This is a genomic window from Entomohabitans teleogrylli (genome assembly GCF_001484765.1).
Lineage (GTDB): Bacteria > Pseudomonadota > Gammaproteobacteria > Enterobacterales > Enterobacteriaceae > Entomohabitans > Entomohabitans teleogrylli.
Genome location: NZ_KQ947378.1, coordinates 103,042 through 119,200, shown reverse-complemented (window position 1 = coordinate 119,200; position 16,159 = coordinate 103,042). Strand labels below are relative to the sequence as shown.

Annotated in this window: 17 protein-coding genes, 1 other RNA gene and 1 pseudogene; 9 read left to right on the top strand and 10 right to left on the bottom strand. The window is 57.8% G+C overall.

Features of this window, described 5'->3' with window-relative positions:
* Positions 1 to 133 precede the first annotated feature (133 nt).
* The 5 genes and pseudogenes from rnpB to AQ981_RS06125 all read right to left on the bottom strand — a co-directional run.
* An RNA gene (gene rnpB, locus AQ981_RS07220) (RNase P RNA component class A) lies at positions 134 to 512 on the bottom strand.
* 32 nt (positions 513 to 544) lie between these two features.
* Entirely contained in the window at positions 545 to 1,690 is a 1,146-nt protein-coding gene (gene garK, locus AQ981_RS06140; RefSeq protein ID WP_058910878.1) for a glycerate 2-kinase, read from the bottom strand.
* 194 nt (positions 1,691 to 1,884) lie between these two features.
* Positions 1,885 to 2,775, bottom strand: coding sequence for a 2-hydroxy-3-oxopropionate reductase (garR, locus tag AQ981_RS06135; protein WP_058910877.1), 891 nt, complete (start codon positions 2,773 to 2,775; stop codon positions 1,885 to 1,887).
* Between the two features lie 34 nt (positions 2,776 to 2,809).
* Positions 2,810 to 3,580 (bottom strand): 2-dehydro-3-deoxyglucarate aldolase, encoded by a 771-nt coding sequence (gene garL / locus AQ981_RS06130; RefSeq protein WP_058910876.1) that lies wholly within the window; start codon positions 3,578 to 3,580, stop codon positions 2,810 to 2,812.
* 131 nt (positions 3,581 to 3,711) lie between these two features.
* A pseudogene (locus AQ981_RS06125) lies at positions 3,712 to 4,010 on the bottom strand (MFS transporter); the annotation flags it as partial.
* A 384-nt stretch (positions 4,011 to 4,394) separates the two neighbouring features.
* Between AQ981_RS06125 and garD the strand changes: the two are divergent.
* Complete coding sequence (gene garD / locus AQ981_RS06120) at positions 4,395 to 5,966, top strand: galactarate dehydratase (protein WP_058910874.1); 1,572 nt, start codon at positions 4,395 to 4,397, stop codon at positions 5,964 to 5,966.
* Between the two features lie 161 nt (positions 5,967 to 6,127).
* A complete protein-coding gene (locus AQ981_RS06115; protein ID WP_058910873.1) occupies positions 6,128 to 6,895 on the top strand; it encodes a DeoR/GlpR family DNA-binding transcription regulator in 768 nt (255 codons plus the stop codon).
* A gap of 143 nt (positions 6,896 to 7,038) precedes the next feature.
* Here the strand turns inward: AQ981_RS06115 and rsmI are convergent, their stop codons facing one another.
* A complete protein-coding gene (rsmI, locus tag AQ981_RS06110; protein WP_058910872.1) occupies positions 7,039 to 7,896 on the bottom strand; it encodes a 16S rRNA (cytidine(1402)-2'-O)-methyltransferase in 858 nt (285 codons plus the stop codon).
* Between the two features lie 196 nt (positions 7,897 to 8,092).
* Here rsmI and AQ981_RS06105 point away from each other — a divergent pair, with 196 nt between their 5' ends.
* Genes AQ981_RS06105 through dolP form a run of 4 tightly spaced genes read left to right on the top strand, consistent with a single transcriptional unit; the run spans position 8,093 to position 11,706 of the window.
* A complete protein-coding gene (locus AQ981_RS06105; protein WP_058910871.1) occupies positions 8,093 to 10,129 on the top strand; it encodes a penicillin-binding protein activator in 2,037 nt (678 codons plus the stop codon).
* Positions 10,087 to 10,473 (top strand): YraN family protein, encoded by a 387-nt coding sequence (locus AQ981_RS06100; RefSeq protein WP_058910870.1) that lies wholly within the window; start codon positions 10,087 to 10,089, stop codon positions 10,471 to 10,473. The genes AQ981_RS06105 and AQ981_RS06100 overlap by 43 nt, the downstream gene beginning before the upstream one ends.
* 57 nt (positions 10,474 to 10,530) lie before the next feature.
* Entirely contained in the window at positions 10,531 to 11,121 is a 591-nt protein-coding gene (gene diaA / locus AQ981_RS06095; RefSeq protein WP_058910869.1) for a DnaA initiator-associating protein DiaA, read from the top strand.
* 9 nt (positions 11,122 to 11,130) lie between these two features.
* The gene (dolP, locus tag AQ981_RS06090) at positions 11,131 to 11,706 is read left to right on the top strand and encodes a division/outer membrane stress-associated lipid-binding lipoprotein (RefSeq protein WP_058910868.1); all 576 of its coding nucleotides are present in this window, start codon (positions 11,131 to 11,133) and stop codon (positions 11,704 to 11,706) included.
* A 65-nt stretch (positions 11,707 to 11,771) separates the two neighbouring features.
* On the opposite strand, the gene AQ981_RS06085 is transcribed toward dolP, so the two are convergent.
* A complete protein-coding gene (locus tag AQ981_RS06085) occupies positions 11,772 to 12,416 on the bottom strand; it encodes an NAD(P)H-binding protein (RefSeq protein ID WP_058910867.1) in 645 nt (214 codons plus the stop codon).
* A 136-nt stretch (positions 12,417 to 12,552) separates the two neighbouring features.
* Between AQ981_RS06085 and AQ981_RS06080 the strand changes: the two genes are divergently transcribed.
* Positions 12,553 to 13,071: a type 1 glutamine amidotransferase domain-containing protein gene (locus tag AQ981_RS06080; RefSeq protein ID WP_058910866.1), complete on the top strand. Its 519-nt coding sequence runs from the start codon at positions 12,553 to 12,555 to the stop codon at positions 13,069 to 13,071.
* Here the strand turns inward: AQ981_RS06080 and AQ981_RS06075 are convergent.
* Positions 13,057 to 13,494 (bottom strand): YhbP family protein, encoded by a 438-nt coding sequence (locus AQ981_RS06075; protein ID WP_058910865.1) that lies wholly within the window; start codon positions 13,492 to 13,494, stop codon positions 13,057 to 13,059. The genes AQ981_RS06080 and AQ981_RS06075 overlap by 15 nt on opposite strands.
* 98 nt (positions 13,495 to 13,592) lie before the next feature.
* Here AQ981_RS06075 and AQ981_RS06070 point away from each other — a divergent pair, with 98 nt between their 5' ends.
* Complete coding sequence (locus AQ981_RS06070) at positions 13,593 to 13,892, top strand: GIY-YIG nuclease family protein (protein ID WP_058910864.1); 300 nt, start codon at positions 13,593 to 13,595, stop codon at positions 13,890 to 13,892.
* On the opposite strand, the gene AQ981_RS06065 is transcribed toward AQ981_RS06070, so the two are convergent.
* Positions 13,879 to 14,382: a GNAT family N-acetyltransferase gene (locus tag AQ981_RS06065; protein WP_058910863.1), complete on the bottom strand. Its 504-nt coding sequence runs from the start codon at positions 14,380 to 14,382 to the stop codon at positions 13,879 to 13,881. The two genes, AQ981_RS06070 and AQ981_RS06065, sit on opposite strands and share 14 nt — an antisense overlap.
* Positions 14,376 to 14,900, bottom strand: a complete 525-nt coding sequence (gene ubiT / locus AQ981_RS06060) for a ubiquinone anaerobic biosynthesis accessory factor UbiT (protein ID WP_058910862.1) — start codon at positions 14,898 to 14,900, stop codon at positions 14,376 to 14,378. Before ubiT ends, AQ981_RS06065 begins: the two co-directional genes overlap by 7 nt.
* Before the next feature lie 253 nt (positions 14,901 to 15,153).
* On the opposite strand from ubiT, the gene ubiU reads away from it, so the two are divergent.
* Positions 15,154 to 16,149: a ubiquinone anaerobic biosynthesis protein UbiU gene (ubiU, locus tag AQ981_RS06055; RefSeq protein ID WP_058910861.1), complete on the top strand. Its 996-nt coding sequence runs from the start codon at positions 15,154 to 15,156 to the stop codon at positions 16,147 to 16,149.
* Positions 16,150 to 16,159 lie beyond the last annotated feature (10 nt).

Genomic DNA, 16,159 nt, shown 5'->3' with positions numbered 1-16,159 from the left:
GCGGATTAGGGGACACTGTGCGAAAACCTGCCTTACAGGACCGGCCAGACGGGTATCGCACCATCCGCCATAAAGATAGGGCCGCATGTGCCACAAAAGTAAAAACCCCGCCAGTAATGACGGGGTTCAGAAGATGTGAAGCTGACCGGTAAGCCGGGTTCTGTCTTGGACAGTCATTCATCTAGGCCAGCAATCGCTCACTGGCTCAAGCAGCCTACCCGGGTTCAGTACGGGCCGTACCTTGTGAACCCCTATTTGGCCTTGCTCCGGGTGGAGTTTACCGTGCCACGAACTGTTGCCAGTCGCGCGGTGCGCTCTTACCGCACCCTTTCACCCTTACCTGATCCCGCTTGCGCGGGCCATCGGCGGTTTGCTCTCTGTTGCACTGGTCGTAGGCTTGCGCCCCCCAGGCGTTACCTGGCACCCTGCCCTATGGAGCCCGGACTTTCCTCCCCTCCGCCCGTCTCCCCCGAAAGGGACGACGACGAAGCGGCGACTGTCTGGTCAGCTTCGGCGCGAAGTATAGTGGGTTTCCCTGCCGCTGTCACGCGGCAGTATGCATCCCAACCCGCAGCGCGGCGGCGATATTGCGCGAGGCGCGGTAAATATTATCGAACGCATCGCGCAGGGCATCGTCCAGCGACACAATCCGATTCAGCACGCTGAATACCGCATCGATACCATATTGATGCACAATGGCCACGTCCGGGGACAGACTACCGGCAATGCCAATCACCGGTTTATGATATTTCCTGGCCACGCTGGCGACGCCCACCGGCACTTTCCCGCGAATACTCTGGCTGTCGATACGCCCTTCGCCAGTCAGCACCAGCGCACAATTATGAATATGTTCTTCGAGGTTCAGCGCTTCGGTAACAATCTCCACGCCGCTGCGCAAATCGGCATTGAGAAACGCGGTTAATGCCGCGCCCATACCGCCGGCCGCGCCGGCGCCGGGCATGGCGCGCACATCTTTATGCAGACTGCGTTCAATGACACTGGCGTAATGTGCGAGGTTTTTATCCAGTGTCTGAATCATCGCTTCACTGGCGCCTTTCTGCGGCCCAAAAATCCGCGACGCGCCGTTTTCCCCGACCAGCGGATTGGTCACATCGCAGGCCACATCAATTACGCACTCGCACAGACGAGGATCCAGCGCGCTGATATCAATACAGCTCAGGGTTGCCAGACTCCCGCCGCCGTTACCAATCTCTTTTCCCTTTGCATCACACAGGCGCGCGCCCAGCGCCTGCGCCATACCGGCGCCGCCGTCATTCGTGGCACTACCGCCAATACCGATAATGATATGCCGCGCGCCGTTATCCAGCGCCTGCAGGATAAGTTCCCCTGTGCCGCGCGAAGTCGTCACTAACGGATTGCGCTTCTGCGGCGGTACCAGTGCCAGGCCGCTGGCCTCCGCCATTTCAATAAACGCCGTTTTGCCATCGCCAGATATCCCCCAGCTTGCCTGAACCCTCTCTCCCAGTGGCCCGGTAACACAGGTGCTGATTTTACTGCCGTGCGTGGCGGTAACCATGGCATCGACCGTCCCTTCACCGCCATCCGCCACCGGAATGGAGACGTATTCGGCATCGGGAAAGATTTCCCGAAAGCCTTTTTCTATCGCCTGCGCCACTTCAACCGCAGAGAGGCTTTCTTTGTATGAGTCTGGTGCGATAACGATCTTCATAATCGATCCATGCGGAGGTCAATGCCACGACGGGCGAGAAAAACAGAGTGCGTTACCGCGCCTGTACAACAGATGGCAAATATCAGCCTTGTCACGCAACTCATCCGGGCCAGTTCAAAAGCGCTGAATCGCGTATTGCCCGTTAACCGCAAGGCCCACCAATCGGTTTTGGGCCTTGCCGGTTATCTGAGCTTTTACTGGCCGACTTCAACCTTAGCCAGTTTTTCGTAGTAGCACGCCAGTGCGCTGTGGTCAGCGGTACCCAAACCATCGGCGCGCAGCGCCTGCATCATTTCCATCACCGCCGCAGTCAACGGCAACTGGGCGCCCACGCCGTGGGAAGTGTCCAGCGCATTGGCCAGATCTTTAATGTGCAGGTCGATACGGAAACCCGGTTTGAAGTTGCGGCTCATCACCATCGGCGCTTTTGCATCCAGCACGGTACTGCCTGCCAGTCCGCCGCGAATAGCCTGGTACACCAGCTCCGGGTTAACGCCCGCTTTCGTGGCCAGCACCAGCGCTTCTGACATGGCGGCAATGTTCAGCGCCACAATCACCTGGTTAGCCAGTTTGGTCACGTTACCCGCGCCAATCTCGCCGGTATGCACCACGGAGCCGGCCATCGCTTTCATCAGATCGTAGTATTTGTCGAAAATCGCTTTGTCGCCGCCCACCATCACAGACAGCGTGCCGTCGATAGCTTTCGGCTCGCCGCCACTCACCGGCGCATCCAGCATGTCGACACCTTTGGCTTTCAGCGCTTCGCTGATTTCACGGCTGGCCAGCGGGGCGATAGAGCTCATGTCGATCAGCACTGTGCCCGGCTTCGCGCCATCGATAATGCCGTTTTCGCCCAGCGCCACTTCTTTCACATGCGGTGAGTTCGGCAACATCGTGATGATCACATCGCACTGTTCGGCGATCGCTTTCGCGGTGGATGCTGCTTCGGCGCCGGCGGCGATCATTTCAGCCACCGCCTCAGCGTTACGATCAGACACCACCAGGGAGTAACCGGCCTTGATAAGGTTTTTACTCATCGGTTTGCCCATGATACCCAGGCCAATGAAACCCACTTTCATCGTCATAACTTTTCTCTCTCTTAATCGTTACGGGTGGTCATTATTTTTTAAACAGATCGCTCAGTTTCTGGGTGGCGGAGCGGAACACGCCCAGATCGCTGCCTACCGCCACGAAAGTAGCGCCCCATTCCAGATAACGGCGGGCGTCAGCCTCAACGGGCGCCAGAATGCCGCACGGTTTACCGTGCGCTTTCGCACGGGCAAAAATATGCTGAATCGCTTTTTGTACATCCGGATGGGAGGCGTTCCCCAGATGACCCAACGCAGCAGCCAGATCGCTTGGGCCAACAAAAACCCCATCGACACCTTCGGTTGCCGCAATGGCATCTACGTTATCGATACCCTGCTGGCTTTCGATCTGCACAATGATGGTGATGTTGTTATTCGACTGGGCAAAGTAATCCGGCACGGTGCCAAACATGTTGGCGCGGTGCGATACGGACACGCCGCGAATCCCTTGCGGCGGATAACGCGTAGACGCCACCGCGTTGACGGCCTCCGCTTCCGTTTCAACAAACGGGATCAGGAAGTTGTAAAAACCGATGTCCAGCAGGCGCTTGATAATCACCGGCTCATTCGTCGGCACGCGCACTACCGCCGCGCTGGTACTGCCTTTCAGCGCCATCAACTGCGGAATAAAAGTGGAGACATCGTTTGGCGCATGCTCGCCGTCCAGCACCAGCCAGTCGAAACCTGCCAGCCCTAAGACTTCGGTGCTGATGGGGCTCGCCAGCGCCGACCAGCAGCCAATCTGGGTCTGCCCGGCGGCCAGGGCAGCCTTGAATTTGTTGGGAAAAACGTTGTTATTCATAATATTACCCTTAAATTAACCGATGCTTATTTCTGCAGTTCCATGCGTTTAATATCGCCCGCCATCACCAGGTATCACACCATCGCCACCAGGGCGGAACAGCCGGGCCGCCGCTGTCCACATAATAACCTCTCCAGGGATGTAAACAGGGGCCAGAAAGACAGACCAGGTCGAGACTTTAGCGCAGCCGCTGCGATTCCGAACCCATCCGCCAGGGATCGGCATCAGTAAACAGACCCCGCCGAAGGCAGAAAAGACATACCCCCATCAATAGCACGCTCAACTGGAGTTCTTTGACCGCTTCAGCGTCGGCAATCGACAGGTTAGCGCGATCAACATAGTTAACGGCGATGACGATAAATACGATTAACAATATAAGACTGCGGGTGTCGTTGTCCTTTTTCATTTCGATTATAGTATCCAGTATCATTTTATATCCTTTAAGCAGAGGCAATTAAGGATCCTGATTATTGATAAAGGCAATTCGGCCCGAATAAACACTCACTGACTGTCTTATTTTAAATTAACCTGATGCAATCAAATCGGTCTTCAGTATAATTTCCATACTCACACCAGGCACCAGACATATGCACAATTGATAATTTCAATATCCTGTTTTTTTGTGGCAAACGCCCAGCACCATGGGCGCTGCGCCACAGATTTTCATATTGCCATGCCCGCCACAGCAGGCCCGAACGCATTAAGTGACTCAAGTCACATTCTTACCCGCCAGTGCCTGACATTATCCTCCACAGTCTAATCATAAAGCTATTTTTAGTTATATTTCCGCACCGCATACTGGAGAATATGGACAATGGCCGCTATCGAAATTAAATCGCCGTCGCCCAGGGCATTTTATATAAAAGTTCACGACACGGATAATGTCGCGATTATTGTTAATGACCATGGTCTGAAAGCGGGCACCCGTTTTCCGGACGGCCTGGAATTAATTGAACATATTCCACAGGGTCATAAAGTTGCGCTGGTAGAGATTCCAGCCCACGGCGAAATTATCCGTTACGGCGAAATTATCGGCTACGCGGTGCGCGCGATTCCTCGTGGAAGCTGGATTGATGAATCCATGGTCGAACTCCCCGAAGCGCCGCCTCTTCATACACTGCCGCTGGCGACCAGGGTACCGGAACCGCTACCGCCGCTGGAAGGTTACACCTTTGAAGGCTACCGCAATCCGGATGGCAGCGTGGGAACCAAGAATCTGCTGGGCATCACCACCAGCGTACACTGCGTCGCCGGCGTGGTGGATTACGTGGTGAAAATCATCGAACGCGATCTGCTACCCAAATATCCGAATGTTGACGGCGTGGTGGGACTTAACCACCTGTACGGTTGCGGCGTCGCCATCAACGCGCCCGCCGCGGTAGTGCCGATCCGCACGATTCACAACATCGCCCTGAATCCCAATTTCGGCGGCGAAGTCATGGTTATCGGCCTGGGTTGTGAAAAACTCCAGCCGGAGCGCCTGCTGCAGGGCACCGAAGACGTTCAGCCTATCGCCGTGGATAGCGCCAGTATTGTGCGCCTGCAGGATGAACAACACGTCGGTTTCAAATCGATGGTCGACGATATTCTCCAGGTGGCTGAACGCCATCTGGCGAAGCTGAACCAGCGCCAGCGCGAAACCTGCCCGGCCAGCGAACTGGTGGTCGGCATGCAGTGCGGCGGCAGCGATGCTTTCTCGGGCGTCACCGCCAATCCGGCGGTGGGTTATGCCTCCGACCTGCTGGTGCGCTGTGGCGCAACGGTGATGTTCTCGGAAGTGACGGAAGTACGTGACGCTATCCATCTGTTGACGCCGCGCGCCATCAATGAAGAGGTTGGAAAACGCCTGCTGGAAGAGATGGCCTGGTACGACAACTACCTGGATATGGGGAAAACCGATCGCAGCGCCAACCCTTCGCCTGGCAACAAAAAAGGCGGGCTGGCGAACGTGGTAGAAAAAGCGCTCGGTTCAATCGCCAAATCCGGCCAGAGCGCCATTGCCGAAGTGTTGTCGCCGGGTCAGCGCCCGACCCGACGCGGCCTGATTTATGCCGCCACGCCGGCCAGCGATTTCGTCTGCGGCACCCAGCAGGTGGCCTCAGGTATTACTGTGCAGGTCTTTACCACCGGACGCGGCACGCCATACGGCCTGCTGGCTGTGCCGGTCATTAAGATGGCGACCCGCACTGAACTGGCCAACCGCTGGTATGATTTGATGGATATTAACGCCGGCACCATTGCCACCGGCGAGGAGACCATTGAGGATGTGGGCTGGAAGCTATTCCACTTGATTCTCGACGTGGCCAGCGGGCGGAAGAAAACCTTCTCCGATCAATGGGGGCTGCATAATCAACTGGCGGTCTTCAACCCGGCACCGGTGACCTGATTCCCCGCGCTTATCTGCCTGGCATGGCCTGCGGGCCATGCTTTTTTATTCCCCTTATCTTGTTTACCTTGCCACGCCAGCCCCCAACTTTCGAATATCAGCGTTTGACCCTCATTAGCCTTCGATTACACTGGCAGGAATTTATTATCGGGCAAATCATAATGAACTCATTCGAACGACGTAACAAAATCGTTGAGATGGTAAACGAGCAGGGCAGCGCGCTGGTGCTGGAGCTTTCGAATACTTTTGGCATCTCTGAGGTGACTATCCGCGCCGACCTGCGCTTACTGGAGGAGAAAGGCCTGGTCACGCGCTTTCACGGCGGCGCCGCTAAACCCGGCAGTCCGCTTGGGGAAAGCGAGGAAGTCCTGCCGGAAGACCACTACAAATTGACCAGCGATCCTAAAAAACGTATCGCCCGGACCGCCGCCGCCATGATTGAGGAGGGGATGACCATCATCCTCGACAGCGGCAGTACTACCCAGTTGATCGCCGAAGCGCTGGCCAAAAAAACCGATATTACCGTCATTACCAACAGCCTTCCGGCGGCTTTTACGCTGGCGGAAAACAAAGACATTACCCTCGTGGTCTGCGGCGGTACGGTACGTCATAAAACCCATTCGATGCACGGCACCATCGCGGAACGTTCTTTACAGGGCATCAGCGCCGATTTGATGTTTGTCGGCGCCGATGGTATCGACACCAGCAATGGAATCACCACCTTTAACGAAGGTTATTCCATCAGCGCCGCTATGGCCGCCGCCGCCCACCAGGTGATAGCGGTTCTGGACGCCACAAAGTTCAAGCGCCGCGGCTTTAACCAGGTACTGCCAATAGAAAAAATCAGCTGTGTGATCACCGATCGCGGCATCAGCGCGGAGGATAAAGCGGAGATGCTGGCCGCCCATGTCGAATTGATTGTGGTGTGACGACGAAGCGCCTGCATCTCCCTGGGCGCAGGAGAGTATTCTCCAACAGCGATTACGACACGATCTCCGGCAATGATGGCGGAGATCAGACGTTCAAGGCCGGCCTGGTGAGTGAATAAAAATCGCCTTCGCCCGGACCAGCACTACTGCTGCGCCAGGGCATATTTGTACAGGGCGTTCTTCTTCACCCCGTGGATCTCCGCCGCCAGCGCCGCGGCTTTCTTGAGCGGTAATTCGGCCTGCAGCAGCGCCAGGGTACGCAATGCCTCGGCGGGCAGCGCGTCCTCCTGTTTCTGGTAGCCTTCCACTATCAGCACCATCTCGCCTTTACGGCGATTGTCGTCTTCCTTCACCCATGCCAGCAGTTCTCCGATCGGCGCGCCGTGAATCGACTCCCAGGTTTTCGTCAATTCCCGGGCCAGCACCACATAGCGGAACTCCCCGAGCACCGCGCAGATGTCTTCCAGACTATCGAGCAGGCGGTGAGTGGATTCGTAGAAAATCAGCGTGCGCGGCTCCTGCTCCAGCGCCTGTAGCGCATCGCGGCGCCCTTTCGACTTCGCCGGTAAAAAACCCTCGTAGCAGAAACGGTCAGACGGCAGGCCGGCAGCGCTGAGCGCGGCAATCGCCGCACAGGGCCCGGGCAGCGGTACCACAGGAATTCCAGCCTCGCGACAGGCACGCACCAGGTGATATCCGGGATCGTTAATCAGCGGCGTACCGGCATCGGACACCAGCGCAATACTCTGCCCTGCGCGCAGCTTCGCCAGCACACTTTCGGACTTTTGCTGCTCATTATGGTCGTGAAGCGCGAAAAGGCGCGCATTAATGGCAAAATGGGCGAGCAACAGCCCGGTATGTCGGGTATCTTCGGCAGCAATAAGATCAACAGCCTGTAACACTGATAGCGCACGCTGCGTGATATCACCAAGATTGCCGATGGGCGTCGGAACAATGTATAGCGTACCGGGTGAAATCACCGCCAAATCGTGTTGTTTCATTGTTTCATCCGTATTGCCGATTTAATATTGAACATTGGGTAAAATAAAACCATGCCCATCAGGCCTGGTATTGCCGTCAGTTTGAACATGGAAAGTCGCGCCGCAACGCATACTACGTAAAGATGCGAGCACTGCCCAGGGTCAACATGGCGTCGGCAATCGCCCTGATGGACCTGGCTACAACACTGGATACAGTATGGTACCACTAACCTTTTTACGTTCTAATGCCAGGCGCTGTTTGCCGGTCGTACTGGCATCATTGCTTTTCGCTGGCTGTAGCACACAACCGCCGGATCAGTCGGGTACTTATCTGCAGGGCGGCGTTCAGGCCGACTCCGCATTCTATCTGGATCAGATGCAGCAAAGCGCAAATGATACCAGGATCAACTGGCAATTACTCGCCATTCATGCCCTGCTGACCGAAGGGAAAACCCAACAGGCTGTCGATCTGTATAACCAGTTACCCCAGTCGCTGAACGCGATACAGCAGCGCGAGCAGTCGCTGCTGGCCGCAGAAGTCCGGCTGGCGCAGCGTGATTATGCCGGCGCCAGCAATCTGCTGGCCGATATGCAAATCGGGCAGTTCAACCAAAGCCAGCAGGCGCGCTACTGGCAGGCGCAGATCGACGCCAGTCAGGGGCGCCCCTCCCTGCCGCTACTGCGTGCGTTGATAGCCCAGGAACCGCTGCTCAGCGGCCAGGCGAAACAGAAAAATATCGACGCCACCTGGCAGGCGCTCAGCCAGATGACCCGCGAACAAGCCAATAGCCTGGTGATCAACGCCAATGAGAATGTTCTGCAGGGCTGGCTGGATCTCCAGCGTATCTGGTTCGATAACCGCAACGATCCCGACATGATGAAAGCCGGAATCAAAGACTGGCAGATTCGCTATCCGCAAAACCCCGGCGCGCGACTGCTGCCCAGCCAACTGGTGAATGTCCAGCAGTTTAAACCGGCCTCAACAGAAAAGATTGCCCTGTTGCTCCCGCTCAGCGGCCAAGCGGCTATTTTTGGCCAGACGATCCAGCAGGGCTTTAATGACGCCAAAAATAATGGCGTAACGCCGGTTATGGCAACCGCCAACACGATGCCGCAAATCCCCGTTCCACCGCAGGAGCCCGCCGATGCTCAGACGCCGACCGTCGCGGATAATGGCATCGCCAGTCCATCCGCGGCATCGGTCAACGATCTGACCGGCGAACAGCCGGCGCCGGCAGTGCCGTCAGCCCCGGCTCCGGTTCAAACGGTAGCGGCCACGCCGGCCAATCCCGGGGCGGAAGTGAAGGTGTATGATACCAGCGCCCAACCGCTGGCGCAGATTCTGGCCCAGGTCCAGCAGGACGGCGCCTCTATCGTGGTCGGTCCGCTGTTGAAAAACCAGGTGGAACAACTGCTGGCCAGCAATACGCCGATGAATGTTCTGGCGCTGAACCAGCCGGAAAGGGTAGAAAATCGCCCTAACGTCTGCTACTTCGCCCTCTCCCCGGAAGATGAAGCCCGGGATGCCGCCGGCCATATCTGGCAGCAGGGGCAGCGCTCGCCGCTGATCCTGACCCCGCGCAATAACCTTGGCGAGCGCGTGGCGCAGGCCTTCGCCAGCGAGTGGCAAAAACTGGGCGGCGGCACAGTGCTACAGCAAAAATTTGGTTCGGTGGCCGAGCTGAAAGGAAATATCAACAGCGGCGCCGGCATTGCGCTTTCCGGAACGCCAGTGACCGTAAATCAACCCCAGTTTGCAACACCGGACGGCATGTCCATGGCCTCCACGGTCAGCGATATGGCGGTGAGCGGCGGCGGCGTGGATGCGGTTTATATCCTCGCCAGCCAGGATGAACTGGCGCTGATCAAACCGATGATCGCCATGCGCGCCGGCAGCCGTAGCGGCGCGCAACTGTACGCCAGTTCGCGCAGCGCCCAGGGCAGCAACGGCGCCGATTTCCGTCTGGAGATGGAAGGTCTGCGCTACAGCGAAGTCCCGATGCTGGCCGGCGGCAACCCGCCGCTGATGCAACAGGCGCTCTCCCGGGTACGTAACGACTATTCGCTGGCGCGGCTGTATGCCATGGGTGTGGACGCCTGGTCGCTGGCTAACCACTTCTCACAAATGCGTCAGGTTTCCGGTTACCAGATCAAAGGTAATACCGGTACGCTGAGCGCCACATCGGACTGCATCATTAACAGGAAGTTATCATGGCTGCGCTACCAGCAGGGACAGGTAGTCCCGGAAAGCTAAGCCGCCAGCAGTCAGGGGCGGCGTATGAACAGCGCGCCCGCCGCTGGCTGGAAAGCAAGGGACTGCGCTTTATCGCCGCGAATATGCGTACCCGCGGCGGCGAAATTGATTTGATTATGGCGGAAGGCGCCGTCACGGTATTTGTGGAGGTTCGCTACCGGCACAGCGCGGCGTTCGGCGGCGCGGCGGCCAGCGTAACGCGCCACAAGCAGCAGAAAGTGTTGCAGGCGGCCCGGGTGTGGCTGGCAAGCCACAATGGGAGCTTTGATACTGTGGATTGCCGTTTTGATGTGATAGCCTTCACCGGTTCCCACGTCGAATGGCTGAAAAACGCCTTCGCCTGACGCCAGGCCGCCAGCCGGCCCGGCATCAACAACCGGCGTTAATTGCTAAGGATCACCGTGCTCGAAAGAATTAAAGTCTGCTTTACGGAAAGTATTCAAACCCAGATTGCAGCGGCGGAAGCGCTGCCGGATGCCATTTCCCGGGCGGCCATGACGCTGGTTCAGTCACTGCTGAACGGTAATAAAATTCTCTGTTGCGGCAATGGTACCTCCGCAGCGAACGCACAGCATTTTGCCGCCAGCATGATCAACCGTTTTGAAACCGAACGGCCTGGCCTGCCGGCGATCGCACTTAACGCCGATAATGTGGTCTTAACGGCAATCGCCAACGATCGTCTGCATGATGAAGTGTATGCCAAACAAGTCCGCGCGCTGGGTCAGACCGGGGATGTACTGCTGGCTATCTCAACCCGCGGCAACAGCCGGGATATCGTTAAAGCCGTAGAGGCGGCGGTAACCCGCGATATGACGATTGTCGCCCTTACCGGCTACGACGGCGGAGAGCTCGCCGGTCTGCTCGGGCCGCAGGATGTGGAGATTCGTATTCCCTCCCATCGCAGCGCGCGCATTCAGGAAATGCACATGCTGACGGTGAATTGCCTGTGCGATCTGATTGATAACATGCTATTTCCACACCAGGATGATTAAGGAGTACTTATGAAGGCTTTCAGGCCGCTGGCAGTCCTTATTACGGCATTACTGCTACAGGGTTGTATTGGCGCCGTGGTGGTAGGCAGCGCCGCGGTAGCGACCAAAACCGCCACCGATCCGCGAACGGTCGGCACTCAGGTGGACGATGGCACTCTGGAACTGCGCGTCAATAACGCCCTGTCGAAAGATGAACAGTTGAAGAAGGAAGCCCGGGTTAGCGTCACCGCTTACCAGGGGAAAGTCCTGCTGACCGGCCAGGCGCCGAATACCGAACTTTCCCAGCGGGCAAAACAGATAGCCATGGGCACCGAGGGCGTAGCGGAAGTGTATAACGAAATCCGCAACGGCAGCCCGGTTGGACTGGGCACCGCCTCATCCGATACCTGGATCACCACCAAAGTCCGTTCGCAGTTGCTGACCAGCGATCAGGTGAAATCCTCGAACGTGAAAGTCACCACCGAAAACAGCGAAGTGTTCCTGCTGGGCGTCGTTACCGAGCGTGAAGGCAAAGCTGCCGCCGATATTGCCAGCCGGGTCAGCGGCGTGAAACACGTTACGACCGCATTCAGCTACCTGCAGTAATCTATGCCTGTATCAGCGCTGCCCGGACGCAGCGCTGATACGTCCTACTGCCACGCCCTGTCTGTTCAGCGCCGCTTCGCCGCCATGTCGTGCATCTGTTGATTGGTCAATACCGTAACGCCATGCTGCGCCGGCGTCAGCATCTCTTCCAGCATAGCGCTGGCGACATCGCTGGCGGCAATCGATCGCCAGCCAGTCGGCAGCATCCGGAACAGCGGCGCCAGCAGCTCTTCGCTCCAGCGCTTTTGCTGGCGTTCCCCCAGCAACATAGAAGGGCGGGCGATGGTCAGATACGGCCACTGCTGAGCGATCAGCGCCGCCTCCATCTCCCCCTTTACCCGATTGTAGAAAAAGGGCGACACGGCGTTGGCCCCCGCAGCGCTGACTACCAGCATATGGCTGGCGCCCAGTCGCCGGGCAGCCAGCGCGGTATCAATCACCCTGTCCTTATCCACGGCGCTGAACGCCTCGCGACTGCCGGCCTGGCGGCGCGTAGTGCCAAGACAGCAAAAAGCGCTATCCAGCGGCGTCTCAAGCTGGCTCAAAGCCTCTTCGAGGCGCGGATTGACGATATTGGTGACGTTGTCCAGCGGCGGCAGCGCGCGGCGGGTCACGGCGATAATCTGGCCGACGCGCGGTTCCGCCGCCAGCTTATTCAGCAGCGCCTGCCCGACCATCCCCGTCGCGCCGGTTATCAGTACCCGGCTCATAACGGCCTCCTTTTGCAGAGTAATCTGTTGGTCATTCTCCCCCCATGATCCAGGCTTACTGGTCTGTGTCGTTAATTATTCATCATCTGATAAAAAATGTCGGCACAGTTTCTGAAACCAAAACCACGGAGGCGCTATGAACAAGCGTATTGCTGTACTGATCACCGACGAGTTTGAAGATTCAGAGTACACCTCGCCGGCCCAGGCACTGCTGGATGCCGGGCACGACGTGATCACCATCGAAAAACAGGCCGGGAAATCGGTCACCGGCAAACGTGGCGAGGCCCACGTGATGATTAACGCCGCCATTGATGATGTCAGCCCGGAACAGTTTGACGCCCTGCTACTGCCCGGCGGTCACTCCCCGGATACCCTGCGCGGCGACGATCGCTTTGTACACTTCACCCGTGAAATAGTGAACAGCGGTAAGCCAGTATTCGCTATCTGCCACGGACCGCAGCTACTGATCAGCGCCGACGTGGTACGCGGCCGCAAACTCACGGCAGTGAAACCGATTGTCGTGGATGTGAAAAACGCCGGCGCCGACTTTGTGGATCGGGAAGTGGTGGTGGACAGCGAACAACTGGTGACCAGCCGGACGCCGGACGATTTACCGGCCTTTAATCGGGAAATGATCCGCTTACTCAGCGCCTGATTCGCGCTCCCAGTGAAGTTTCTTGCCAAAACCCAGCGTGTTGTCGGTAAATTTCAGCTCATCGATGCGGATTTCCCACAGCGGCGCCGACATCGCTCTGGCGACCGGAAAACGCTGGTTATACAAACTGCGCAGCGCCGCGCTCTCCTCGCCGTCGACCAGACGAATTTCACCGCGAAACTGGACGCCGCGGATCAGCGCCACGGTTTTTGGCTGGCCGTTCACCGTACCGGCGACCGGCGCGCGGCGGCCGGCCATCTTACCGTGGCGGGTATCCGTATCGCTCAGCAGATAGAAGGCGACACGCCCGGCATCATAGACATAAAAGGCATTGGCGCACCACAGTCTGGCGTCTTTTGCCACACACCAGGTCACAACGTGCTGTTTACTGAGCCAGCGGCTAATCGCGGCGAGGGTTTCCATAATGACTCTCTGAAAAACGGCTTTACGATGCGGCGGATGCCGCCGCCCGCTAAAGCGTGATAAGGTGGTGCGACTGATTATCCCGCGATTTTACGCCCATGTCTGACTGGTTTTTGTATTTGATCCGCACCGCCGATGACCGCCTGTATACCGGCATCACCACCGATGTCACGCGCCGCCTTACCCAGCACCAGCGGGGGAAAGGCGCCAAAGCGCTGCGGGGAAAAGGCGAGTTAATCCTGGCTTATAGTACGCCGGTCGGCGATCGCAGCCGGGCGCTGCGCGCGGAATATCGCATTAAACAGCTGAGCAAAGCCCATAAAGAGTCGCTGGTGGCGGGGCAGATGGCGTTTGAAGATCTGCTTGCCGACCTGCCAGCACCGCTTAAAAACGATTAAAGTGGTCGTGATAATCCACCTGACCGCTGACGCCATTAAGCGCATCGTCCGCCAGCCGATGCACCTGGAAAGCCGCTTCGCTCCCCGGCCAGCGGCAATGCAGACCATAGCGCGCCGCTGGCTCAAACCCCAGACGGCCATATAAAGCCGGGTCGCCAAGCGCCACCGCCGCCGCATAGCCAAACTCGTTCAGCGAGTCCAGCCCTTCATACACCAGTTGCCGGGCCAACCCCTGGCCGCGCCAGGCTTCGTCAACCGCCAGCGGCGCCAGACCGACCCACTGGAGATCTTCGCCGTCGACGCTGACCGGGCTAAAGGCGACATAGCCTACCACCTGACCATCATCATCGGTCGCCACCAGCCCAAGGGTTAACAGGCCATCCTCCCGCAGGGAATGGACCAGTTGCGCTTCGTCGTCGCGTTTGAACGTACGCCGCAACAGCGCATCAATCCCCGGCGCATCAATGGGAATCTCAACACGAATTAACATGGCTCACCTACCGAATGTTCTCTGGATGTCGGCGTCGCTTTCAGCCCCGCCTCCACAAAATCCGCCAGTTGCAGCAACACCATGCGTAATGGCTTCGGCATTGCCTCCAGCTCAATGGCGTCCATTAAATTTTTGACATACAGACCGAGTTCCGTGTCCCCTTCAATCACCAGACGCCGCTGGAAAAACAGAGTATCCGGATCCTGCTTGCGGGCGGCGATCATCAGCAGATCGTTCGCGTCAGCGCTGAAGCTGACATCGGCGGCGGCGTTATCGCGCACCACCAGTTTGCCGTCTGCCACCGACGTGAACCACTGCAGGCCGATATCCCGCACTTCAATACTCAGCCAGCGCCCGTCGAGGAACGCCAGATCGCCATCTTCCAGCGCCTGGCGGAACTGCCAGCCGAGCAACTGTTCCAGAACCTGGCGTTTTAGCGCAAAAGGCGCCAGCCTGACCGGCGTTCTGATTAATGACGGCCCAAGGCGCACCAGGCGCGCATGCAGTTTCTCCAACACGAACTTTACTCCCTGAAACGAAATATGCCGTTATTGTGCCACAGTGCTGAAATGGCATCGCGGCGTAAAATCAACAATTGCGCTGCTTGTGATACCACTAAATTGCCGGTCCGCGCTATTCATCAATACGCGATTAACTGCCTTAAATCAAAAATTGTTGCCAGCAGGTTAACTAGAATCGCTCATCACTCACTTTTTTAGCCGCCCGGCGACGGCGCGGCGTAGCCTGCATTGAATGCAGCCAGGATATGTTATGGAGTTACTTTGCCCCGCGGGTAATCTTCCGGCCCTTAAGGCGGCCATCGAAAATGGGGCCGACGCGGTCTACATTGGCCTGAAAGACGATACCAATGCCCGCCACTTCGCCGGGCTGAATTTTACCGAGAAGAAACTACAGGAAGCAGTCAGTTTTGTGCATCAGCACCGCCGCAAACTGCATATCGCTATCAACACCTTCGCTCACCCGGACGGCTATGAGCGCTGGCAGCGGGCGGTGGATATGGCCGCGCAGACTGGCGCCGATGCGCTGATCCTCGCGGATCTGGCGATGCTGGAATATGCCGCCGAACGCTATCCGCATATTGAGCGCCACGTCTCCGTGCAGGCTTCCGCCACGAATGAAGAGGCAATTCGCTTTTACCAGCGCCATTTCGATGTCGCCAGAGTGGTGCTGCCGCGCGTTCTGTCGATTCACCAGGTGAAACAGCTGGCGCGCGTGACGCCGGTTCCGCTGGAGGTGTTTGCTTTCGGCAGCTTGTGCATCATGGCGGAAGGCCGCTGCTATCTGTCCTCGTACCTGACCGGTGAATCGCCCAATACCGTCGGCGCCTGTTCGCCGGCGCGCTACGTTCGCTGGCAGCAAACCCCTCAGGGGCTGGAATCGCGGCTCAACGACGTACTTATCGACCGCTATCACGACGGCGAGAACGCCGGTTATCCGACGCTGTGCAAAGGGCGCTACCTGGTCGACGGCCAGCGCTATCACGCCCTCGAAGAGCCGACCAGCCTGAATACCCTGGAGCTGCTGCCGGAACTGCTGGCGGCGAATATCGCTTCGGTGAAAATCGAAGGACGCCAGCGCAGCCCGGCCTATGTCAGCCAGGTCGCCAGAGTCTGGCGTCAGGCCATCGATCGCTGCATGGCGGATCCGCAGAGCTATACGCCGCAGGCCGCGTGGATGGAAACCCTCGGCGCCATGGCAGAGGGCACCCAGACCACGCTGGGCGCGTATTACCGGAAATGGCAGTAGAGGAGCCACA